Genomic DNA, 22,775 nt, shown 5'->3' with positions numbered 1-22,775 from the left:
GCTCGGGCTTGACCCGAGCATGACGGAAACCAGCGCGTTCTGGTCATGAGATTCTCGGGTCCGCGCAGGGCGCGGCCCGAGAATGACGGCCCTGCAGTGGCCCGTCACATCCTGACGATATGCCGGATCGTCCGGCCTTCGTTCAGCGCGTCGAACCCCTCGTTGATCTCGTCGAGGCTCCCGGAGCTGGTCCAGAGCTTGTCCACGGCCAGCCGCCCGCGCTGATAGAGTTCGATGAAGCGCGGGATGTCGCGCGAGGGCACGCAGGAGCCGACATAGGAGCCCTTCAGCGTGCGCTCCTCCGCAACCAGCCTCACCGGCGAGAGCGCGAGCGTATGGGCGGGGTTGGCGAGGCCGGCGGTCGTGGTCGTGCCGCCGCGCCGGGTGATCTGGTAGGCGAGGTCGAGCGCCTTCACCGAGCCTGCCATCTCCAGCCCATGATCGACGCCGCCCTTCGTCGCCTGCCTGATGGCTTCGATCACATCCGGCGTATCGACCTTGAAGGCATCGGTCGCACCGAGCGCCAGCGCCAGATCGAGCTTGTCCTGCGCCAGGTCGACGGCGACCACCCGCGAGGCGCCGCAGGCGATCGCCCCGAGCAGGGCCGAGAGGCCCACGCCGCCGAGCCCGACAACCGCCACCGTCTCGCCGGCCTTGATCCGCGCCGTGTTCACCGCCGCGCCGACGCCCGTCAGCACGGCGCAGCCGAACAGCGCCGCGATCTCATGGGGAATATCCGCTTCGATTTTCACCAGCGAGCGGCGTGAGATCACGGCGTGCTCGGCAAAGGCGGAAACGCCGATATGGTGATGCACCGGCTGGCCATGAGCCGAGAGCCGCCGCCCGCCGCCGAGCATCTCGCCGCGCCCATTGGCGGCGTTGCCGGGCTCGCAGAGGGCGGGGCGCCCCTCCGCGCAGGGCGCGCAGTGCCCGCAGGAGGGCACGAACACCATCACCACCCGGTCGCCGGGTTTGAGGTCATCGACGCCTTCTCCGGCCTCGACGACCTCTCCCGCCGCCTCATGGCCGAGCACCATCGGCACGGGGCGGGGCCTGTTGCCGTCGATGACGGAGAGGTCGGAATGGCAGAGCCCCGCCGCACGAACCCTCACCAGTACCTCGTCGCGTCCGGGCGGGGCGAGGTCGAGCTCCTCGATCCTGAGCGGGCGGCTTTGGGCGTAGGGCGCCGCAACCGGGCTCTCGTTCAGGACGGCGGCGCGAATCTTCATGGGCCTGCGGCTCCGCTTTCGTGGATCGGACGCTATCCCGACAGGCGCGAGCGCCGCTGTCAAAGCCGCCGAAGGTCGGGTAGCCGGAGGCCATGCCATCGCTCAGGGCGACAGCGGCAATTCCTGCGCCTTCTGCTCGAGCGCCTTGAAGCGGGGGAAGGCGTCGGCCGCGAAAGCCTTGAGCTCGGGATCCTCGCCGTCGCGGGCATAGGCCTCGAGCAGCAGCGAGAGCGTGTGATGGGTGCCGCGCTGCGCCTCGACATAGGCCTTGTCGAAATYGCCGGCCTGCAAGGCGCCGAGGTCGCGCAGCAGGTCGAGATGGCGCGTGTCGGGGCGGTCGGGCAAGGCGATGTCGGAGCGGCGCGCGATGATCCGTCTCAGGCTGCTCGCGATCGTCGCATGGTCGTCGGCGAGGCGGTGGGCGTAGTCCTTGATCGCCGACGAGCTGCTCTGCTTCAGCGCCAGCGTCGCCGACTCGATGCAGAACATGTTGGCGACGGCCACCTGATTGACGAGGTCTTGCGGGGACGGTTTGGCCAGCGCGACCGGAGCGACGGCTAGCGTTGCGAGCGCAGGCGCAAGGCCCGCGAGAAAGGCGCGGCGTGTACGGGTCATGGCAGGGCAACGACGCAGCGCGCGCGAGGTTCCGCCTGCATGGGCGGGTTGCCGGGGCGCGCTTGTTCCTCTCGCCGGGCTGCGATAGCAGAACTGCGCGTCGCTGCCGTGATGGGCGTGCGCGAAAGGGAAGGGGATCCCCATGCCGACCACTGCCGAAACCATCCGCGATGCGCTTCTGACCGCCCGCCGCGAGCGCTCGCTGATCGAGACCGCGAGCCTGCCCGTGCCGGCCTCGCTGGCGGAGGGCCTCGCCATCGCGCGTGCGGTCAGCCGCGGCGCGGGTTTCGAGGATCTCGGCTGGAAGGTCGCCATCGCCCCGGACGGCACGCCGATCGGCGGGCTGATGCCGGGCCCCTGGCTCGCCCCCGGAGAGGTCTATGAGGGCGCGATCGGCGCCGAGCTGCGCGTCGAGATCGAGCTGGGCCTGCGCCTCTCGCGCGACGTGCCCTTGCGTCCCGGCCAGCCCTGGTCGCGGGCGGAGCTGCTGGCCTGCTGCGACAAGGCCTTCCTCGGCATCGAGATCGTCGAGAGCCGCCTCGCCAACTGGTCGGGCAACGTCGCCATGCCGCTCTGGCTCACCGATGCGATGGGCCATGGCGGTTACTTCGTCGGGCCGGACCTCGACATGAAGGTGCTGGACGACCTGACCGGGCTCGGCTGCTTCATCTCGCTCAATGGCGTGACGATCTACGACCAGCCGGCGGTCCATGGAAACGGCGATCCGATGACGCCGTTCCTGGCCTGGGCCAACCGGAAGGAGGAGGGGCTCGGGCCCCTGCGCGCCGGCCAGCTCGTCACCACCGGCAGCCTCTGCGGCGGCGTGCTCTCGCCGGGCAAGGGCGAGGTCGTCACCAAGCTCAGCCCGCTCGCGAGCGTAGCGTTTACGCTTCGTTAGAGGAAACCGTCGAGTCCTTCAGCATTGCGCATGGCCATCCCGTCTCTATGATGGCCATGCTCATCGAATAGTTTTTGATGTTGCGGCCGGGGGTTGCTTGGAGGACGGATGCGGTTCTGGCGAAGGGCGAGCCAGACGGTGGCATTGGGCGGCGGTTATGCGTTTGCGGCGCTCGTCGGCTTGCAGGCTGATCCTGCCAAAGCTTTCGATCTCTCCTCGCTGGATGTCTTCGGCCTCTTCACCAGGAAGGACGAGCCGCCGGCTCCCAGTGCCGCGACGCTGCCCTACAAGCTCGACTTCGACCTCGGCGAGGCCGACGACGCCAAGGCGCTGACGCGCACCCTGCAGGACGCCTCCTTGCTCTATCGCCTGCGGCAGGACGCGCCGCCCGATGGCGAGAGCTTGTCGCGCCGCATGGCGGCCGATCTCAATCCGCTCGTCGATGCACTCTGGTCGCAGGGTTACTTCAACGCCGATGTCGCCCTCGTCGTCGATGGCGTGCCGCTGGCGGTCGGGGCCGAGCCGGGCGCGCCGCTCATCCGTGYGCTGGAAGCCCACCGCAACCGCGACGCCGTGCCGATCACCGTCAGGGTTCGTCCTGGCAAGGTCTTCGGCTTCCGCAACATCGACATCGTCGAACGAGACAGGGCCGGCTCGGCCGCGATCGCCGATCCCCTCAAGGTCTCCAAGCTGAAGGCGGGCCAACCGGCGACGGCCGCCTCCCTGCGTGCCGCGCAGGCCGGGCTCATCGACCATATGCGCGCGCAGTCGCATCCGCTCGCCAAGGTGGTGGAACTGCGACCGGTGGTCGATCATGCCGCCGGCATCATGGACGTGACCTATGTGCTCGATCCCGGCCCGCTCGCCGGCTTCGGCGACATCACCGTGGGCCAGACCGACGAGATCCCGCCCGAGGTCGTGCGCTCCTTCATCTATCTCGAGCCGGGCGATCCCTATTCGCCCAAGGCGCTGGCCGACACGCGCAAATCGATCGCCAAGATCCCCGCCGTCGCCTCGGTGCGCATCCGGGAGGCGGACAAGCTCGACGGGGCGGGGAATCTGCCGATCTTCGTCGAGGTGACGGAGCGTCCCAAGCGGCTTCTCGGCTTCTCCGCCCGTTATTCGACGATCGATGGCCCGGCGGTGAAGGTCTATTGGGAGCATCGCAACCTGTTCGGCGGGGCCGAGCGTCTGCGGCTGGAATCCAGCGTCTTCTTCGCCCCGCGCATCGACGGCACCAAGATCCAGAGATTCGGCGATTTCGAGCGCTCGGACCTCGGCGGCCGCTTCGCCTTCAGCTTCATGAAGCCGGCTCTGGACGGCAGCCGCTATGACTGGCTGCTCGACGGCGTCGCTACCCGCGAGCGCGTCGGCACCAACCGGTATGGCGGCTACACCGCCCGCTACGCCAACGCCACCACGGCGATCCGCTATCGCTTCAGCGACACCTTCTCGGTGCAGGCCGGGCTGGAAGTGGAACGCGGCCAGACCAGCGACGTGCTGGGCCAGGTCGACTACACGCTGGTCGGCCTGCCGCTTTCGGTGAACTACGATTCGACCGACAGCCTGCTCGACCCGACGCGCGGCATCCGCGCCACGGCGTCCTTCACGCCCTATCCGACCTTCCTCGGCTCGACGGTCGGCATCTACCAGGCCAAGGCCGCTGTCTCCGGCTATTACGCGCTCGACGAGGATGCGCGCTATGTCCTGGCCGGTCGCGTCGGCTTCGGCTCGATTTCGGGCGCGAGCCTCGACGAGATCCCGGCGACGCGGCGCTTCTATGCCGGCGGCGGCGGTTCGGTGCGCGGCTATGCTTATCGCTCGCTTTCGCCGCTCGGGCCGTTCGGACAGCTCACCGGTGGGCGCAGCCTTCTCGAATTGTCGGCGGAAGCCCGCATCAAGATCACCGAGACCATCGGAATCGTGCCGTTCTTCGATGCCGGCACCGCGTTCGAATCGAGCCTGCCCGACGGCAAGCAGAAGCTGCAGATGGCCGCCGGCCTCGGCTTTCGCTACTATACCTCGATCGGGCCGATCCGCGTCGATGTCGCGGCGCCCCTCAATCCGCGCAAGGGCGACAAGCCCGTCGCGCTCTATGTCAGCATCGGGCAGGCCTTCTGATGCGCCGCCTCCTGAGCTTTCCGCGGTTGAAACATTTTCAAGCGAAGTGGGCACCGTTTCGCGTGAAGAAAATGCGAGCCAGCAGAAACCCGGAGACATTCCGTGTTGCGAAGAAGCGTGGAGTGTCTCTGGCGCTCTTCGCCTTGCTGCTGACGGTCGGCTTTCTCGCCTCGGCTCATTTCGGCGGCTTTGCCCAGAACGCCCAGACCGATCGCGGCGTCGTCGCCGATCTGATCTCGAGCTCGGTCCCCCCAATGAGGGCCTCGACCTCAAATTCGAGGCGCGGCGGCTCGATATGGGCGGGAACTTCAATGTCGACCTGTCCTTCGTGCCGGAAAGCACGCGGCTGAGGCTCGCCGCCAAGCTCGACGAGCCGGCCGGCGGCCTGATCTCGAAGGCGGCCGGGCTGCCGGGGGAGCCRCCGGTCAAGCTCGACCTGAACGGCGACGGACCGCTCGATTCCTTCCGCTCGAACCTGACCTTCACGGCCGGCCCGACCATTGGCGCGGACGGCTCGGCGACGCTCAACCGCGCCGGTGCGGAGCGGCAGCTTGCGCTCGCGCTCGATGCCCGCATCGAGGGGCTGATGCCGGCGCCGGTGGCGCCGGTCTTCGCGGGCTCGACCCGGCTCGACGGCGCGGTCGGCTTCGCCGATGGCGGCGGCGCCGACATCCGCAACCTCGCGCTCGTCTCCGCACTGGCGCGGCTCGATGTGCTCGGCCGCTACAACGCCGACAGGACGCTCGACCTGCGCGTCACTGCCGCCGCACGCCCCAATGCGGAGGGCCGCACCGTGGCCTCCGGCGCCGAGATCGGCAAGCTCGCCTTCGACGCGACGATCCGCGGCCCCGTCGCCGGCCCGATCGTTGCCGCCAGGCTGGACGCCGAGGACGCGAAGCTGCCGGCGGGCCGCTTCGGCAAGGTGGGGCTGACCTTCAACGCCAAGCCGAGCGGCACGATCGGCGAGCCCGGCAGCCGCATCGCGCTGACCAGCGACGGCGAGGCGAGCGGCATCGCCCTGACGGATCAGGCTTTGGCCAAGGCCGTCGGCGACAAGGTGACCTTCACCTTGCGCGGCACCGGCAATGACGACGCCACCGCCGATTTCGAGACGCTGCGCCTGGCGCTCTCCGGCGTCGAGCTGGATTACAAGGGCAAGCTCGGTCAGGCCCGCGTTCTCGGCCAGCTCAAGGCGGTACTGCCCGATCTCGCCCGGCTGAGCGGCCTCGCCCGGCGCCCGCTCGGAGGCAGGGCCGAGATCGCCGCCGAGCTCGACGCCACGCCCAAGCTCAGCAGCTATGCCGCAACGCTAAGCGGCAAGGCGGAGCGCCTCGCCACCGGCGACGCCGTGCTCGACCGGCTGCTTGCCGGCAGCCTCACGCTCGCCGGCAAGGTCAACGCGCTTGCCGGCGACTACACCGTCTCCGGGCTCAAGGTGGCGGGCCAGCACGCCACCTTCACCGCCGACGGCGCGCTCGGCCAGAACGCCTCGGATCTCAAGCTTGCGCTCGCCCTGCCGGATCTCAAGCGCGCCGATCAGCGCCTCTCAGGTCGCGGTGACGTCAATGCGGAGATCACGGGCCCGCTCAGGAAGCTCGATGCCACCGCCCGCATCGCCGTTGCCAATGCGACTGCGCTGGCAAGACCGATCCCGCGGCTCGCCATCGACGCCGTGGTCAAGGATTTGCAGGGCGCGCTCGATTCCCGCATTACCCTCGCCGGTGAGATCGACGCCAAGCCGGCAACCGGCACGATCGCGCTGAACCGCCAGCCGGACGATGGCTGGAACCTCTCCCAGCTCGACCTCGCCATCGGCTCGGTGCGCCTCAACGGTGCCGTGACGCTCGATCCGGCCAGCCGGGCCGCCGGCCGCCTGACGCTCRCCGCSCGCAATCTCGACGATCTCTCGGCKCTGGCSCTSACCARGCTCGGCGGMCAGCTCGACGCCGACATCACGCTTGCGACCCCGGAAGGCCGCCAGAACATCGACCTGACCGCGCGCGGCACCAAGCTCGCCGGGCCTTCCGTCTCGATCGACAAGCTCGACGCAACCATCGGTGCGAAGGATATCTACGGCCGTCCGATGCTCGACGCCGCGATCGCCATCGACCGCGCCGTCGCGGCCGGCGAGACGATCAGCGCGATCCGCTTCGATTCGAAGGGCGCGCCCGAGGCCAGCGCCTTCACGCTCAGTGCCAATGCGCGCGGCTTCGCCCTGAAGGGTGCCGGCCGATTGGTGCCGGGCGAGCCGCTGAAGCTTGAGGTCGCCTCCTTTGACGCCCGCCGCGACGGCCGCGCCATCACGCTCGCCAATCCCGCAACCTTCAGCTTTCCGGCCTCGGGCGTCGAGATCGCCGGGCTCGCGCTCGCGATCGATGGCGGCCGCGTCACGCTCGACGGCAAGGCGGGCGAGACGCTCGACCTGCGTTTCGTCGCGCGCGACGTGCCTCTCTCGGCTGCGCGCATCGTGGCGCCGAGCCTCAACCTCTCGGGCACGCTCAACGCGCAGGCACAGGTTCAGGGCAGGCCGGATGCGCTGTCCGGCCCCTGGAACCTGCGGATCGCCCGTTTGGTGACGCCGGAGACGCAGCAGGCCGGCTTGCCGCCGGTCGAGATCGCGGGGCAGGGCGCCTTCAAGGGCAACGCCACCAGCGTCGAGGCGACCCTCAATGCCGGCCGCGGCGCAAGCCTGACTCTGCGTGGCACCGCCCCGCTCAATGCGGCCGGTGCCCTGTCTCTGGCTGCGCAGGGGCGTCTCGACGCCGCACTCGCCAACCCCATGCTCGCGGTCAACGGCCAGCGCCTGACCGGCGCGGTCGCCATCGACATGCGCGCCGAGGGCACGCCCACGGCGCCGCGCCTCAGCGGCAGCGCCACGCTCTCCAATGGCAGCTTCACCGATGCGCTGCAGGGCGTGCGCCTCACCGATATGCGGGCGCGCGTCGCGGCCAACGGCGACAACCTGACGATCGACAGCGCCTCGGCGAGCACGCCCAATGGCGGCACGATTTCGGCGAGCGGGCAGGTCAAGGTCGATCCCGCCGCCGGCTTCCCGGGCTCGATCCGCATCCAGGGCAATCGCGCCCAGCTCGTCTCTAGCGGTCTCGTCACCGCTGTCGCCGGGCTCAATCTCGAGATCTCCGGCCCGCTGACGCAGCGTCCGCGCATCGGCGGACGGATCGACGTCGTCTCGCTGGATGTCGCGGTGCCCGATCGCCTACCGGCTTCGCTCAGGCCGGTCGACGGCATCAAGCACGTCAATGCCAAGGGCACCGCTGCCGCTCGTCTTGCCGCCGCGCGCAAGGCGCAGAAGGCGCGTGGCAGCCGTGGCCGGGCCGCGCCGGCCTTCGATGCGGCGCTGGCCTTCACCGTCTCGGCCCCGAGCCGCGTCTTCATCCGGGGGCGCGGCATCGACGCCGAACTCGGCGGCGAGATTCGCGTCGGCGGCACGCTGRCGGCTCCCGCGCTCGACGGCGGCTTCGATCTGCGCCGCGGCCGGCTCAACGTGCTGACCCAGCGTCTCGACTTCAGYCGCGGSCGSCTGACCTTCRCSGGYGGCSTGATTCCSGAKCTCGATTTCGTCGCCGAGACCCGCGCCKCSGACGTGACCGCCAAGATCATCGTCAGCGGCCCGGCCGATCAGCCGGCCTTCGCCTTCACCTCCGAGCCGCAACTGCCGCAGGACGAGGTGCTGTCGCGGCTGCTCTTCGCGCGGGCTTCGGGCTCGCTCTCGCCCTTCCAGGCGGTTCAGCTCGCGCAGGCGGCGGCGCAGTTCGCCGGTGGCGGCGGCGACGACACCTTCGAGCGGCTGCGCAAATCGCTGGGCGTCGACAATCTCGACATCCAGATGGGCGAGGGCGGCCCGACCGTGGGCGCCTCGCGCTACATCAGCGATAATGTCTCGGTCGGGGTGAAGGTCGGCGCCAAGCCGGAGGACAGCGGCGTCTCGGTCGGCATCGACGTCACCAAGCGCCTGAAGCTGCAGGCCGAGACGGGCGCGGATGGCAGCGCTGCGGTCGGCGTCGGCGCCGAGTGGGAATACTGACTCGCGGGATTCGGCCGCCATACGGGGATTCGCCCCCGAGATTCGCCGTCAAAGCCATGTTGCAGCGCCAAAACACCGGCCTCGCGGGCTGGTCTGGTTAACGCTTTGTGAATTTCGGCGGTCAAAGCGTGGCTCGCCTGCAACACCAGTTTCCAAAGCACCCCCCAGGCGACCTCTGGGGTCCGATCATGGTTGATCGGCAAGTCCGCTTTCGTATGGTGGAAATGCGTCGGGACGTTCCCGGTCGCTGTTTTTCGTCTTCGCCTCTGAATTGGGTCAGGGACGTGGGCGAAAGACCGGGAAGAGGCAGGTTCTGCGATCAGACGACAAGTCTGGGGCGGGGGGCAAGCCGAAGCCCGAGGGTCTCGAAACTCTTTTGGAGGTTACCAAATGAAGCTCGTCAAGAGCCTCCTCCTCGGTTCCGCCGCCGGCATCGCCGCGGTCGCCGGGGCTCAGGCCGCTGACCTTCCCTCGCGGAAGGCCGCTCCGGTCGAATACGTTCGCGTCTGCACCGCCTACGGTGCCGGCTTCTTCTATATCCCGGGCACCGACTCCTGCCTGCGCATCTCGGGCCGCGTTCGCGCCGAGTACGCTATCGGCACCCGCTACAGCGACTATCAGGATGCCTACGGCACCCGCGCCCGTGGCCGTCTGAACATCGACGTCCGCACCGCGACCGCCTACGGCACGCTGCGCACCTTCATCCGCTACGAGCTGACGAACAACACCGGCATCTACGGCGCCGGCGGCGTCACCCCGTTCAACGTCGGTGCGACCGTCCCGGGCTTCGTCCGCGGCGCTTCGTCGACCTCCACCGGCTCGCTGCTCGACCTGGCCTTCGTCCAGTTCGGCCCGATCACCGCTGGTCGCGCTCAGTCGTTCTTCGACTTCTACGCTTCGGACCTGAACTTCGCTTCGGTTCGTACGGCTGACTCGCGCGTCAACCTGTTGGCCTACACCGCCACCTTCGGTTCGGGCTTCTCGGCCACGATCTCGGCGGAAGACCGCACCTCGGGCACGACCGGCCGCGAGCTGCCGGGCGTTGCCTTCAACGCGCTGGTTGGCGGCGCCGCTGCTGCGGCCGTCGTCCAGGGCCAGGACTATCCGGATCTGATCGCGTCGCTGCGCGTCGATCAGGGCTGGGGTTCGGCTCAGCTGTCCGGCGCTGTCGGCCAGCGTAAGTACGCCACGGCTGCGGCTCTCAACGCTGTCAACGGCGACGAGATGATCTGGGCCGTCCAGGGCGGCGTGAAGATCAACCTGCCGATGCTCGCCGCTGGCGACGCCTTCTGGCTGCAGGCTGCTTATGCTGACGGCGCTCTCGGCTACCTCGGCTGGTCCGCTGGCAGCCTCGGCCTCGGCCGCATCGGTGGTCTGACGCTGGCTGATGCCGCGATCAACCCGATCACCGGCAATGTCGAGAACTCGAAGGGCTGGTCGGTTGTTGCGGCGTTCCGCCACTTCTGGACCCCCACCCTGCGCACCGAGATCACCGGTTCGTACTCTGAGCTGAAGCTCAAGTACCTCGACGCCGCTGCGGTTGCTTTCAACGGCGTCACCGCTCGCTCGGCTGACCCGAAGGAGTTCCTGCTCGCTGCCAACCTGATCTGGTCGCCGGTCTCCGGCCTGGATATCGGCGTCGAAGTACTCTACTCGCACCTCGATGTTCGTTCGCCGGTCGGCCTCGTGAACAATGGCAACGCTCGCAGCGCGCTCCTCGGCATCAAGTCGGAAGACTCGGTTGCTGGCCGCCTGCGCATCCAGCGCGACTTCTGATCGCCTCTCGCGATCCTAGTCGGAAGCCCCGGGGAAACCCGGGGCTTTTTTGTTGTCTATCTGTCCGCCGATAGTCGTCGCTGGCGGCTCCGGCCGATCCGGACTGATTGAGCCGAGCGGCCCGACGCATGGTCCTGGCGGGTGACGACGGCGCTGCGCCAGCTTGATTCGATAACTTTGGAATTGGCTCCAACCCCTTGATTGCAATGCCATCGAGGCGATGGGCTGGAGCCTTGGCCCGAAACGTGGCATCCCCTTGTCGGAACGATCCTGTGTTGGGATAAAGGAACGGATCGCGACGTTGCGTCCGCGCGGATGCGGGCTGCGATCTGGCTGGCTTCGCTGCGGGGGCGGCGGGGAATGAGGGGCGAACGATGTCTCAACCGACGCGCTGGCTCTGGGGCGTGATTCCGCTGGCGCTGCTCTGGGGCGCGGGCAATCTGCTTCTCGACGATGCGATCCAGCGGGATGTCGCCAACCGGGCCGAGCGGGCCGTGGAGGCAAGCGCGGGAGCCACTCCGGGGGCGAGGCCGGTGACCGCGCAGGTCGAGGGGCGCGACGTCACGATCGGTGGCGAAGTCATGTCGTCAGACGGGGCGGCGAAGGCCATGGCCCAGCTGCGCGGGGAATTCGGCGTGCGCCGGGCTCTCGGCGGCCTGTCCCAGGTCGTTGCCCAGAAGCCCTATTCCTGGTTCGTCAGCCGCTTGCCCAATGTCGTGACCATCGGCGGCTTCGTCCCCGACCTCTCGGTCGCGGATGCCAATGTCGCCGCGGCCGGCGCGGCCTTGCCGGGTCTCAGGATCGACGATCGCCAGACGGTCGCTTTCGGTGCTCCCCAGAGATTCGCGGCCATGAGCGCCGCGATGATCGCCGCCTTGCCTCGGCTGGCGACCGGGCGGATCGCGCTGGATGACGGTCGCTTCTGCATTGAGGGCAAGGCCGCAAGCCCCGAGGCTTTCCTGGCCTTGGAGGCGATCGGCACGAAGCCCCCGGTTGCCGGGTTCAGCGCCGTGTCCTGCGGGCTCGAGCCGCCGACGATCTCGCCCTATCGCTGGAGTGCGGCCCACACGACGCTCGACACGGTCGAGATCCAAGGCTTCGTTCCCGACGAGGCGACGCGACGGCAGATTCTCGCGGCCTTCCAGACGGCCTTTCCGTCGCCTGTCGCGATCCGTGACGGGATGTTGCCGGGCGTCGGCGCGCCGTCCGCTTTCCTCGCCAAGGTAAGGCGGGCCGCTTCGGAGCTGGCCCGGCTCAGAACCGGCAAGGCGGAGATCGATGGCGATGCCTATAAGCTTTCGGGCCTCGGTCCGAGTGACTATGCCGCCTGTCAGGCGCTCCTGCTGCAGATCGCCCAGCTCGATGGTCCCGACTCGGTCGCGCAGGCGACGATCGAATGCCCCCCGGCGCCTCCTGAGCCGGTCATGCCGCCCTTGCCGGAGATTCCGGGCCCGGTCCTGCATGATGTGATTCCGGCGCCCGCGCCCGATCCCGGCACTCGGAGGCAATCATCCCCATCCGGAGCGCCGCCCGCGGCTTCGGCTGCCGCACCGCAAGCGCCGACACCGCCGGCGAAACCGGTTCCGGTCGCCCCCTGGACGGCCCGGCTTTCCGGAGAGCGGCTGACGCTGTCCGGGACCGTGCCCGATACGGGGGCCAAAGCGAGCCTTCTCGCACAGGCCGGGCGGCTCTTCGGCGGTGCGATCGTGGAGGACCGCATGGAGCTTGCGGCGGGCGGCTCCTCTGCCGGCGATTTCGCCGCTTCGGCCGGCTACGCGCTGGAAGCGCTGTCGAAGCTCAAGGCCGGATCGGTCCAGATCCGCGACAATGCCCTCTCGATCGCGGGCGAAGCCGCCGATGCGGCAGGCTGGCAGGGCTTGCAGGCCTTGCTGGCCGGTGCCCGCCCCGCGGGGCTCGTGCTGCCGTCCGCCATGGCAACGGTGACGGTCCGGCCTTATGGCCTGTCGCTCTCGGCCGATCGCGGTGGCGCGGTCTTTTCCGGCTATCTGCCGGATGAGGCGACGCGCGCGGCGTTGCACGCCCTCGTCGCGGAAACGCCGCTCGCCGACAAGCTTGAGGACACGACCGTGATTCTGCCTGGGGCACCGGACGGCTTCGCCCAGGCCGCCAGGATCTCGACCCCGTGACCGAGCGCGTCATCGGCGAGGCTGCGTCCATTCTGAAGAAATGCCCGGGCGCGCGCGTCACCATCGAGGGCCACGCCAATCGCGACGGCGAATGGCGCGGCTTCGACAATCTCGACCTGTCGATGCGGCGGGCCGAGCGCGTGCGGGACGAACTGGCGCGGCGCGGCATCGATCCCGCCCAGCTCGTGGTGAAGGGCTATGGCAGCACGCGGCCATTGCTGCCCTATGGCGCCCCCCAGGCGCGCGAGATGAACCGCCGGGTTCAGTTCACGGTGGCGAAGTAGGGAGGGGACCATGCTCTATCTCGCCAGCCAGTTCGTCTGGTTTCTCCTGGCCGCTCTCGTGCTGGGCTTCGTCATGGGCTGGATCAGCCAGAGCGGGTCAGCGCGCCGCTTCTGGAGTCGTGGCTGGAGCCTCGTTGCCTTGCTCTGGCTTTGCGGCGCGGTCCTGGCCTGGTTGCAGCTCGTCAACGGCGTGGCGGCGATGTGGCTCGAAACGGCCTTGCTCTTCGTCGCGGTCTATTGGCTCGRCTGCGTGGCCGGCACGCTGCTGCACCCGCTCGACGATCATGTGAAGGAAACGGCCACCGCCTCGGCTGCGGCCGTATCGACGGCCGTGCCGGTTGCGGCCAGCGAGCCCGCCATTGCCGCGGTTCAGGCACCGGCAGAGGCCGGCCGGACGCTTCCGCCCGTCGAGAACGAGGAGGCGCTGCCCGGCCAGAGGCCTGCCGCATTGGCCGAGGCGCGCGGCGGCAAGGCTGACGACCTCAAGCTCATCAAGGGGATCGGCCGGCAGAACGAGGGGCGCCTGCACGGGCTCGGCATCTGGCATTTCGAGCAGATCGCCGCCTGGACTCCGGAGAACGTCGAATGGATCGGGGGCTATCTCGCTTTTCCCGGACGCATCGAGCGCGAGGACTGGGTCGGTCAGGCGAAGCGCCTGGCCACCGGCGAGACCACGGAATTCGCCGACCGCGCCCGCGCCGGGCTCGTCGAGACCTCGCGTGATGACGGCTCGGCCGGGCAGGGCAATGTCGCGGCGCTCGAAGGCGAYGGCTTCGAAGGGCGGCGGCCGGAACATCTGCTCGCCGCGGCGCGGGATGGCAAGCCCGACGATCTGACGCTGATCAAGGGCATCGGACCGGCGATCGCAGCCGATCTCAACCGGCTCGGCATCTGGCATTTCGACCAGATCGCCGCTCTCGGCGACGAGGAGATGCGCTATGCCTCCGCCTTCGCCGGGGCGCCCGGCCGTGGCCTTTCCGAGAACTGGCGCGAGGACGCCGGAATCCTCGCCCATGGCGGCGACACGCAGCATTCGCGGACGCTGAAGGCCGAGCGCGCGAAGGCGAAATCCTGACGCATCGGACCGGACGCGCCGCGATCTAGCCCGCCCGCCGCTCCGCCTTGGCGATGAGCTTGCCGATGCGGCGGATCATGTCCTTGCTGCCGAGCAGCGGCGCATGGCCTTGTCCGGGCGCGACATGGGTTTCGCAATCCGGGTGGCGTTCGGCCATCTCCTGCAAGGTTTTCTCGGCGAGCAGGTCGGAATTCGCGCCGCGGATCGCCAGAATCGGCACGCCCTGCAAGGCCTCGAAATAGGGCCAGAGCACCGGCAGCGGCGCTTCGAGGTCGAGCTCTTCCAGCACCTTCATCAGGTTGGTGTCGTAGTCCGGCCTGAGCGGCCCGTCGCGATCGGTCCAGGTCCGCCGCGCCATCAAGTCCCACTCGGCATCGCCCAGCAGCGGAAATTGCTGGTCGGAGAGCCGCTTCAGGATCTCCGCGCCTTCCGAAAAGCTGCGCGGCTTGGGCAGTTTGCCGACATAGCCGCGAATGCGCAGCAGGCCACGCGCATCGATGACCGGGCCGACATCGTTGAACACCACGCCCGTGATGACGGCAGGCCGCGCCGCCGCCAGGGCCATGGTGAGCAGGCCGCCGCGCGAGGTGCCGATGAACGCCGCCCGCTCGATGCCGGCTACCACCAGCACCTGCATCAAATCGTCGAGTTCGACGCGGATGTCGTAGTTCTTCCAGTTGGCGTCATAGGCCGAGAGGCCGCGCCCGCGATAATCCAGCGCGAGCACGCGGCGCGGCTTCGTCTCGTCCTGCGACAATGCGAGCGCGACCTCGTGGAAATCGGCGGCGGTCCGGGCGAAGCCGGGCAGGCAGATCACCGGCAGCGCCGGCGAGGCGAGGGGGCCGTAATCGCGGGCATGCAGCTTGAGCCCGTCGGAAGCTGTGAAGAAGCGGGAAGCGAAGCCGGTGTCCATCCCCCGAGCTAATCGCGTCGGCCGCCCCGCTTCAAGTCGTAGTCGATCAGATAGGCGGTGCGCTGGTTCAGCCGCTGCCGGTAGACCTGCAGATTCTCCATCACGCGCTGGACGTAGTTGCGCGTCTCGGAGAAAGGAATGCGCTCGACCCAGTCGACGGCATCGACTTCCGGATCGCGCGGGTCGCCATAGGCGGCGATCCACTTCTTCACATTGGGCGAGCCGGCATTATAGGCGGCGAAGGTCAGGATGTAGGAGCCGCGCCATTCCCTGAGCAGGTCGTTGAGATGGGCCGCGCCCATCCGCGCCGCATAGAGCGGATCCTGCCCCAGCTTCTCCYAGTCGAAGGGCAGGCCGGCCCGGCGCGCCGTCTCGCGGGCGGTCGCCGGCATCATCTGCATCAGCCCCCGCGCGCCGGCCTGCGACATGGCGGTCGGGTCGAAGGCGCTTTCCTGCCGCGCGATGGCGTGGACGATGGCGCGCTCCATCGGATCGCCCAGCACGTCGAAATCCGGCACGCCATGGGTCGGATAGGCCGCCTGGTCGAGCGGGAAGCCTCGCTGCAGCGCGGATTTGCCGATGGCGACGAGGGTGCGCGCATCGGCCTCCCTGCGGGCGATGGCCGCGATCGTCTCCAGCGCGGCGGCCGTGTGCAGGCGCTGCGCCAGATCGGCGAGCATCAGGTTGGCGAGGTCGCGCTCACCGATCTTGTAGAGCAGGCGCACACCGCGATGGCCCGGCAGCGTATCGAGGCCAGCGGCGGCCGTGAGCCGCAGCGGCAGGTCGGCGAGGCCGAGCCTGGCCCGCGCGAGCTGCCCGTAATAGGCGACGGGCTGTTCGGCCGCCTTCCCGAAGGCCGCTTTCGCTTCTTCCGGCTTGTCGAGCGCCTCATAGGCGCGACCGCGCCAATAGGCGGCGCGCGCCACCGAAATCGGCGTCTCCGCCACGGTGGCGGCAGCGTCGAAATGCTTCAGCGCCGCCTCGGCGTTCTTCAGGAAGCGCAATGCGATGAAGCCCGCCTGCCATTCGGCTTCGATGCGTTCGGGCGCGTCCTCGGCGCCATGCCCGGCCGCGACCTCATAGGCTTTCTGCGCATTGCCGGCATCGAGCAGCTTGCGCGACAGGATGCGCCGCTCCTCCCACCAGCCATCGCCGTCGCCCAGCAGCGCTGGGTCGCGCGGAATGGCCGTCAGGGCCTTGGCGGCATCGTCGAGCTTGTCGCTGCGCCGCGCCTGCTGCGCCTGCAGGAAGGCGAAGGAGATGTCGCCGCGCAACGAGGCCGGCACGGCCGAGATCAGCTTCTCGGAGATCGGACGCCGGGCCCCGGCGCTGGCGAGGCGGGCACGGGCCAGCGGGACATAGTCGGCCGAGACGCGCGCTGCGCTGCGCAGGGCCGCCGGCCCATCCTGGCGGAACAGGTAGCGCTCGGTGCGCAGGCGATGGTCTTCCCTGGTCAAGGCATCGCCGAACTGCGCCAGGACGATCTTCTCCAGCGCCTGCCCGAACGGGTCCTTGCGCCAGCTTTGCCGGATGAGGGCGAGCGCATCGTCGCTCTTGCCTTCGTCCTTGAGCGCCAGCGCCAGCGCGATGCGCCCGGAGGGCGAGACCGGCTGCCGGCCGTGGAAGAAGGCGCGGATGACGGCGGGGCTCTTCTTTTCTGCGATCAGGGCCTCTTCGGCCCGGCGTCGAAACCGGGTGGTGGCCGGATAGTTCGGGTGATCGCGCAGGAAGGCGTCGATCCGCGTGAAGGGCACGACCCCGGCATTGGCATGGATCGCGACCCATTCCAGCAAAGCGCGGGTGCCCGGCTCGTCGATCCTCGCGGCGAGGGCGTCGCCGTCCGCCAGCGCGCCCTTGCGATAGGCCGCGACCGCCGAGCGCACCATCTCGAGATTGACCGTTTCGTCTCCCGGGAGCGCGGCAGGGGGATAGGGCGGCAGCGAGCTGGTGGTCTCGACGTCGCGGATCATGGCCAGCGTCTGCTGGCTGGCGAGCATGCCGTCGTCGCCCGCCCGGGTCGTGGAGGCGCAGAGCATCAGAGGCAGCAGGACGCCCGGCAATCGTCGCCGGAGGGCAGGCGAGGCCATGGCGTGTCTCCATCCTCGTGCTGGCATCGGATGATGGTCGGGGAAGCGGGTTGATGAAAGCTTAACTATGAAGCCACGCAATTTCATGGGTTGTTGGCTTTGCCTTGGCGAGGTGAGGGTTTATGTGTGACGGCCCGTAACCCCGTGTTTCTGCCTTTCAGGATCGTCCTCATGACCAAGCACCCCGCCTTTACCGGCTCGATGCCCGCTCTGGTCACGCCGTTCAAAGACGGCAAGGTCGACGAGGCTGCACTGCGGGCGCTGGTCGATTGGCAGATCGAGAGCGGCTCGACCGGCCTCGTCCCGGTCGGCACCACCGGCGAGAGCCCGACGCTCTCCCATGACGAGCACAAGCGCGTCGTCGAGATCGTCGTCGCCCAGAACAAGGGCCGCGTTCCGGTCATCGCCGGTGCCGGCTCCAACAACACGACGGAAGCCATCGACCTCGCCGTCCACGCCGAGAAGGCGGGCGCCAACGCTCTCCTCGTCGTCACGCCCTATTACAACAAGCCSACCCAGGAGGGCATGTACCAGCAYTTCAAGGYGGTGAACGACGCGGTCGGCATTCCGATCATCATCTACAACATCCCGCCGCGCTCGGTGGTCGACATGTTGGTCGAGACGATGGCCCGGCTCTACGAGCTCAAGAACATCGCCGGAGTGAAGGACGCCACCGCCAACCTCGCGCGCGTCTCGCAGCAGCGCCACGCGATGGGGCCGGATTTCATCCAGCTCTCGGGCGAGGACATGACGGCGCTGGCCTATATGGCGGCTGGCGGCCATGGCTGCATCTCGGTGGTCGCCAATGTCGCGCCGCGCCTCTGCGCCGACCTGATGGAGGCCGCGCTCAAGGGCGATTACGCCAAGGCGTTGAAGGTGCAGGACCGGCTGGTGCCGCTCCATGACGCCACCTTCAAGGAGCCGGGCCTCGCCGGCGCCAAGCATGGCCTGAAGCTGCTCGGCCGCATCGAGGAGGAGATCCGCCTGCCGCTGCTGCCGGTGACGCCGGCGACGGGGAAGGTGATCCGCGAGGCCATGGTTTTCGCCGGGCTGATGAATGCCTAAATAGGGATTGTGTTCGACCGGTCGCCCCGGCCGAAGCCAGGGATACCGGAACGATGTACGAGCCCAGTCACTTCAAGGTCGAGGACCGCGCGCAGCTGCACGCGGTCATCCGCCAGCATCCGCTCGCCACGCTGGTGACGGTGGGCGAGGGCGGCCTGATCGCCAATCCCGTGCCCTTCGTCCTGCATGAGGATATCGGCGAGAACGGCGTGCTGCGGGCCCATYTCGCCCGCCCCAACGCGCAATGGAAGGCGATCGCGGCCGATGCCGAGACGCTGGTGATCTTCACCGGCGTCGAGCGCTATGTCACGCCCGCCTGGTATGCGACCAAGCGCGAGACCGGCAAGGTCGTGCCGACCTGGAACTACGTCACGGTGCAGGTGCGCGGTTCCGCCCGCACCATCGAGGACCCGGCCTGGCTGCGCGCCCAGCTCGAATCGCTGACGCGGCAGCAGGAGGCGCCCCGCGCCGAGCCCTGGGCCGTGACCGACGCGCCCGAGCCCTTCATCGCGGCACAGACCCGCGGCATCGTCGGCATCGAGGTCGAGATCGCCTCGATCATCGGCAAGTTCAAGCTCAGCCAGAATCGGCGCGAGGATGACAAGCTCGGCGTTCTCAACGGCTTGAGCGCCGATCCTGAATCGGAATCGCAGGCGATGGCAGCGCTCGTCAGGGAACATGGATTCGGCGGGAACGTATGAAAAAGCCCGATCCAGAGCGCTACAGGCTCGCCGCCGATAATCGCAAGGCGCGCTTCAACTACGAGATCAAGGAAACCGTGGAGGCGGGCATCGCCCTGCAGGGGACCGAGATCAAGTCGCTGCGCGGCGGCAAGGCGACGATCAGCGAGAGCTATGCCGGCCCGATGGGGACGGAGCTCTTCCTGTTCAACGCCCATATCCCGGAATATCTCGAGGCGAACCGCTTCAATCACGAGGTCCGCCGGCCGCGGAAGCTCCTGCTTCACAGGCGGGAGATCAACAAGCTGATGGGCGCGGTCCAGCGCGAGGGCATGGCCCTGATCCCGCTCAAGGTCTATTTCAACGACAAGGGCAGGGCGAAGGTCGAGCTCGGCCTCGGCAAGGGCAAGAAGCTCCACGACAAGCGCGAGACCGAGAAAGAGCGCGACTGGAATCGCGACAAGCAGCGGTTGTTGAAGAGCGGCGGGTAGGGCGGCGCCGGTCCCGCGCCAAACTCACCCCTCGACCGGCTCGTCGCCCTGGCGGATGCCGTAGCGCCGCTCCAGCCCGGGATTGCCAGGCGTCACCGGCCCGCCCGGCGCGCCGCCGCTACGGGCACTGCGCTCGGCCGGGTCGCGCCCGATCTTCGGCATGAGCTGGGCGAGGTCGAGGAATTCGTCGCACTGGCGGCGCAGCTCGTCGGAGACCATCGGCGGGTTGGTCGAGATGGTCGAGACCACCCAGACCTTCACGCCCTTGCGCTGCACGGCTTCGACCAGCGGCCGGAAATCGCCGTCGCCGGAGAACAGGTAGATCTGGTCAAGATGCGGCGCGAGCTCGAGCATCTCGATCGCCAGCTCGATATCCATGTTGCCYTTGACSCGSCGGCGMCCGGTCGCRTCGGTGAAYTCYTTGGCCGCCTTGGTGATGACSCGRTAGCCGTTGTAATCGAGCCAGTCGACCAGCGGGCGGATCGAGGAATACTCCTCGCTCTCCACCAGCGTGGTGAAATAGAACGCGCGGATCAGGTTGCCGCGTCCCTGAAACTCGCGCAGCAACCGGCGGTAATCCATGTCGAAGCCCAATTGCTTCGAGGTTGCATAAAGATTGGCGCCGTCGATGAACAGCGCAATGCGCGGTGAGGCGGCCATGGCAACAACTCCTGCTGAAATGTCATCAAATATTCAAGATGGGGGCCAATCGCGTTGGAACAATGTCAATTCACGGAGAATAGCCTCGTTTCATATGACAATTGCGTGGCGATCTGTCGCGCATGCCCGTTCCGTTGGGGCTGCCGGTGAAGCGGTAGGGGCTTGCGGCAATCGGTCCGGCACCCGTCTACGGCCCGCTCATCTGCGGCCGAGGGGACGCGCCGGATTGCCGGCGACGGTCGTGCCGGCCGGTACGTCGCGCGTGACCACGCTGCCCGCGCCGATGATGGCGTCGTCGCCTATCGTGACACCGGGCAGGATGATCGAGCCGCCGCCGATCCAGACGTTGCGGCCGATGCCGACAGGCCGGCCGAATTCCAGCATCCGTGCACGCTCCCCGGGATCGCGCGGATGGTCGGCCGTCAGGATCTGCACGCCCKGCCCGATCTGCGTGCCCTGGCCGATCACCACCGCGACCACGTCGAGGATGACGCAGTTGAAGTTCAGGAAAACGCCGTCGCCGAGGCTGATGTTGTAGCCGTAGTCGCAATGGAAGGGCGGTCGGATGGTGACGTCGCGCCCGACATGCCCGAGCGCTTCGCGCAAGAGCGCGGGCCTCTCCTCCGGCCTGGCGGTGGTGGCGTTGAAGCGTTCCATCCAGGCGCTGATGCGGCGCTGATCGGCGACCAGTTCGGGATCGTCGGCGCGATAGAGCTCGCCCGCGAGCATCCTGTCCTTTTCGCTGCGCATGGCGGCTGTCCCGTGCCCGGCTCAGCCCTTGGGGAACTCCAGCCCCATCTCGCGGTAGCGTTCCGGATCGTCGCTCCAGTTCTCGCGCACCTTCACGAACAGGAAGAGATGCACCTTGGCCTCGGCCGCCTCGGAAATCTCGACGCGCGCCTTCTGGCCGATCGCCTTGATGGTCTGGCCGCCTTCGCCGAGCACGATCTTCCGCTGGCCCTCGCGCTCGACATAGATCGTCTGCTCGATGCGGACCGAGCCGTCGGGACGCTGCTGCCAGCTCTCGGTCTCGACTGTCGAGCGGTAGGGCAACTCGTCGTGGAGCCGCTCGAAGATCTTCTCGCGGGTGATCTCGGCGGCGAGGAAGCGCAGCGGCGCATCCGAGATCTGGTCCTCCGGGTAAAGCCAGGGGCCGAGGGGAAGGCGCTTCTCCAGCCAGACGAGGATGTCCTTGACGCCGTAGCCGGTCAGTGCCGCGACCATGAAGGTCGCCTCGAACTGGCCGAGCTCGTTCACCTTGGCGGTGATCTCGAGCAGCTTTTCCTTCGCCACCGTGTCGATCTTGTTGAGGATCAGGAATTTCGGCTGCTTCAGCTCGGAGAGCTTCTCCAGCAGCGCGGTGTTTTCCTCATGCTCGAAGCGGGCGACGTCGATCAGCACGCCGATCAGGTCGGCATCGGTGGCGCCGCCCCAGGCGCTCGTCACCATGGCGCGGTCGAGCCGGCGCTTGGGCGCGAAGATGCCGGGCGTATCGACGAAGATGACCTGCGTCGGCCCCGACAGGGCGATGCCGCGCACCTGCGTGCGCGTCGTCTGCACCTTGCGCGAGACGATCGAGACCTTGGCGCCGACGAGCTGGTTGAGCAGCGTCGACTTGCCGGCATTCGGCGCGCCGATCAGCGCGACGAAGCCGCAGCGTGTGGGTTGGTTGGCCTCAGACATTGTCGCCCTCCGGCTTGTCGTTCCACAAACCCTCGCGTTTCAGAAAAGCTTCGGCCGCGGCCTGCTCGGCCAGCCGTTTCGATGGACCGCGCGCTTCCGCGTCCTCGAGCCCGGTGATTTTCGCCGCAACCATGAAAACCGGCGCGTGGTCCGGCCCCGAGCGGCCGAGCTCGCTATAGGTCGGCGTCGGGTAGCCCTTGCCTTGCGCCCATTCCTGCAGCGCGGTCTTGGCGTCGCGCAAGGGGCGCACCGGCTTCATCAGCCGCTCGCCGAAGCCGCGCTCGACCAGCGCGCGCGCCGCCTCGTAGCCGCCATCGATGAAGACCGCGCCGATGATCGCCTCGCAGGCATCCGCCAGGATCGCCTTGTTCTTGCGGGCGCCGCCCAGGATCTCGCCGTCGCCGAGCCGCATGAACTGGCCGAGATTCCAGCTCTGCGCCACCTCGGCGCAGGTCTCCTTGCGCACGAGATCGGCGAGCCGGCGCGAGAGATCGCCTTCCTCGGATTGCGGATAGCGCCGGAACAGCATGTCAGCGATCGAGAGGCCGAGCACGCGGTCGCCGAGGAATTCCAGGCGCTGATAGCTCGCCAGCCGCAATTCCTCGGCGCTCATATGGGTGAGCGCCGTCGCCAGCAGGGCCTTGTCGTTGAAACGATGTCCGAGCGTGGCTTCGAGCCGCGCCGTGTCCGGGGCCTTGCGCCCGCCTTCAGCCGCTTTGCTCACTTGATGGTGCTGAAGATCCGGTTCCAGCGAACCGTGGAGGGCCATTCCCAGATCTTCCAGGCCGAAGCGCCCTCGTCGATCGAGAAGAAGATGATCTCCGCCCGCCCGACGAGGTTCTCGAAGGGCACGTAGCCGACGCTGCGGTCGCGCGAGTCGAGCGAATTGTCGCGGTTGTCGCCCATCATGAAGAAATGGCCGGGCGGCACGGTGAAGACCTGGGTGTTGTCGAAGGTGCCGGTGTCGCCCTCGCGCTCGATGATCTCGTGGCTCACGCCGTTGGGC

20 protein-coding genes are annotated in these 22,775 nt (G+C 68.3%); 11 read left to right on the top strand and 9 right to left on the bottom strand.

The annotated features are described in order from the left end of the window. Positions 1-104: 104 nt before the first annotated feature. Together AB4Y99_RS10080 and AB4Y99_RS10075 are read right to left on the bottom strand one after the other, a co-directional pair. On the bottom strand, positions 105-1,229 hold the full coding sequence (locus AB4Y99_RS10080) for a zinc-dependent alcohol dehydrogenase family protein (protein WP_441523212.1): 1,125 nt from the start codon (positions 1,227-1,229) through the stop codon (positions 105-107). A 102-nt stretch (positions 1,230-1,331) separates the two neighbouring features. Continuing rightward, complete coding sequence (locus AB4Y99_RS10075) at positions 1,332-1,844, bottom strand: DUF4142 domain-containing protein (protein WP_441523211.1); 513 nt, start codon at positions 1,842-1,844, stop codon at positions 1,332-1,334. 142 nt (positions 1,845-1,986) lie between these two features. Between AB4Y99_RS10075 and AB4Y99_RS10070 the strand changes: the two genes are divergently transcribed. The 8 genes from AB4Y99_RS10070 to AB4Y99_RS10035 all read left to right on the top strand — a co-directional run bounded on the left by AB4Y99_RS10070 (position 1,987) and on the right by AB4Y99_RS10035 (position 14,190). Further along, complete coding sequence (locus AB4Y99_RS10070) at positions 1,987-2,742, top strand: hypothetical protein (protein ID WP_038368358.1); 756 nt, start codon at positions 1,987-1,989, stop codon at positions 2,740-2,742. A 108-nt stretch (positions 2,743-2,850) separates the two neighbouring features. Next, the gene (locus AB4Y99_RS10065) at positions 2,851-4,863 is read left to right on the top strand and encodes an autotransporter assembly complex protein TamA (RefSeq protein ID WP_441523210.1); all 2,013 of its coding nucleotides are present in this window, start codon (positions 2,851-2,853) and stop codon (positions 4,861-4,863) included. Then, entirely contained in the window at positions 4,863-5,213 is a 351-nt protein-coding gene (locus AB4Y99_RS10060; RefSeq protein WP_441523209.1) for a hypothetical protein, read from the top strand. The genes AB4Y99_RS10065 and AB4Y99_RS10060 overlap by 1 nt, the downstream gene beginning before the upstream one ends. Then, positions 5,159-8,908, top strand: coding sequence for a translocation/assembly module TamB domain-containing protein (locus tag AB4Y99_RS10055; RefSeq protein ID WP_441523208.1), 3,750 nt, complete (start codon positions 5,159-5,161; stop codon positions 8,906-8,908). The genes AB4Y99_RS10060 and AB4Y99_RS10055 overlap by 55 nt, the downstream gene beginning before the upstream one ends. A 390-nt stretch (positions 8,909-9,298) precedes the next feature. Next, entirely contained in the window at positions 9,299-10,684 is a 1,386-nt protein-coding gene (locus tag AB4Y99_RS10050) for a porin (protein WP_142020688.1), read from the top strand. A 374-nt stretch (positions 10,685-11,058) separates the two neighbouring features. After that, positions 11,059-12,831: a hypothetical protein gene (locus AB4Y99_RS10045; protein ID WP_441523207.1), complete on the top strand. Its 1,773-nt coding sequence runs from the start codon at positions 11,059-11,061 to the stop codon at positions 12,829-12,831. Next, positions 12,828-13,115: an OmpA family protein gene (locus AB4Y99_RS10040; RefSeq protein ID WP_441523206.1), complete on the top strand. Its 288-nt coding sequence runs from the start codon at positions 12,828-12,830 to the stop codon at positions 13,113-13,115. The genes AB4Y99_RS10045 and AB4Y99_RS10040 overlap by 4 nt, the downstream gene beginning before the upstream one ends. Positions 13,116-13,125: 10 nt before the next feature. Further along, positions 13,126-14,190, top strand: coding sequence for a hypothetical protein (locus tag AB4Y99_RS10035; RefSeq protein ID WP_441523205.1), 1,065 nt, complete (start codon positions 13,126-13,128; stop codon positions 14,188-14,190). A gap of 25 nt (positions 14,191-14,215) precedes the next feature. Here AB4Y99_RS10035 and AB4Y99_RS10030 read toward each other — a convergent pair whose 3' ends face one another. Then, a complete protein-coding gene (locus AB4Y99_RS10030) occupies positions 14,216-15,103 on the bottom strand; it encodes an alpha/beta fold hydrolase (RefSeq protein ID WP_441523204.1) in 888 nt (295 codons plus the stop codon). Positions 15,104-15,111: 8 nt separating this feature from the next. Continuing rightward, on the bottom strand, positions 15,112-17,190 hold the full coding sequence (locus AB4Y99_RS10025) for a lytic transglycosylase domain-containing protein (RefSeq protein WP_441523203.1): 2,079 nt from the start codon (positions 17,188-17,190) through the stop codon (positions 15,112-15,114). A gap of 171 nt (positions 17,191-17,361) precedes the next feature. Here AB4Y99_RS10025 and dapA point away from each other — a divergent pair, with 171 nt between their 5' ends. From dapA to smpB, 3 genes are read left to right on the top strand one after another with little or no spacing between them, the layout of a single operon-like run. Next, positions 17,362-18,255, top strand: coding sequence for a 4-hydroxy-tetrahydrodipicolinate synthase (dapA, locus tag AB4Y99_RS10020; protein WP_441523202.1), 894 nt, complete (start codon positions 17,362-17,364; stop codon positions 18,253-18,255). A gap of 53 nt (positions 18,256-18,308) precedes the next feature. Next, positions 18,309-18,956: an FMN-binding negative transcriptional regulator gene (locus AB4Y99_RS10015; RefSeq protein ID WP_441523201.1), complete on the top strand. Its 648-nt coding sequence runs from the start codon at positions 18,309-18,311 to the stop codon at positions 18,954-18,956. Further along, positions 18,953-19,426 carry an SsrA-binding protein SmpB gene (smpB, locus tag AB4Y99_RS10010; protein WP_441523200.1) on the top strand — a complete coding sequence of 158 codons (474 nt, stop codon included), beginning with the start codon at positions 18,953-18,955 and terminating at the stop codon, positions 19,424-19,426. The genes AB4Y99_RS10015 and smpB overlap by 4 nt, the downstream gene beginning before the upstream one ends. A 24-nt stretch (positions 19,427-19,450) precedes the next feature. Here smpB and AB4Y99_RS10005 read toward each other — a convergent pair whose 3' ends face one another. From AB4Y99_RS10005 to lepB, 5 genes are all read right to left on the bottom strand, one after another. After that, a complete protein-coding gene (locus AB4Y99_RS10005; RefSeq protein ID WP_038368345.1) occupies positions 19,451-20,086 on the bottom strand; it encodes a LabA-like NYN domain-containing protein in 636 nt (211 codons plus the stop codon). A 198-nt stretch (positions 20,087-20,284) separates the two neighbouring features. Next, positions 20,285-20,836 (bottom strand): sugar O-acetyltransferase, encoded by a 552-nt coding sequence (locus AB4Y99_RS10000; RefSeq protein ID WP_441523199.1) that lies wholly within the window; start codon positions 20,834-20,836, stop codon positions 20,285-20,287. A 21-nt stretch (positions 20,837-20,857) separates the two neighbouring features. Next, positions 20,858-21,769 carry a GTPase Era gene (era, locus tag AB4Y99_RS09995; RefSeq protein WP_142020692.1) on the bottom strand — a complete coding sequence of 304 codons (912 nt, stop codon included), beginning with the start codon at positions 21,767-21,769 and terminating at the stop codon, positions 20,858-20,860. Beyond that, positions 21,762-22,493, bottom strand: coding sequence for a ribonuclease III (gene rnc / locus AB4Y99_RS09990; RefSeq protein WP_260368319.1), 732 nt, complete (start codon positions 22,491-22,493; stop codon positions 21,762-21,764). The genes era and rnc overlap by 8 nt, the downstream gene beginning before the upstream one ends. Continuing rightward, on the bottom strand, positions 22,490-22,775 hold a 286-nt coding region (gene lepB / locus AB4Y99_RS09985; protein ID WP_441523198.1), incomplete at its 5' end, for a signal peptidase I. The genes rnc and lepB, both read right to left, overlap by 4 nt.

This window comes from Allobosea sp. TAB14 (assembly GCF_052113865.1).
Classification (GTDB): Bacteria; Pseudomonadota; Alphaproteobacteria; order Rhizobiales; family Beijerinckiaceae; genus Allobosea; species Allobosea spartocytisi.
This window is presented reverse-complemented; position numbering and strand designations above follow the sequence as displayed.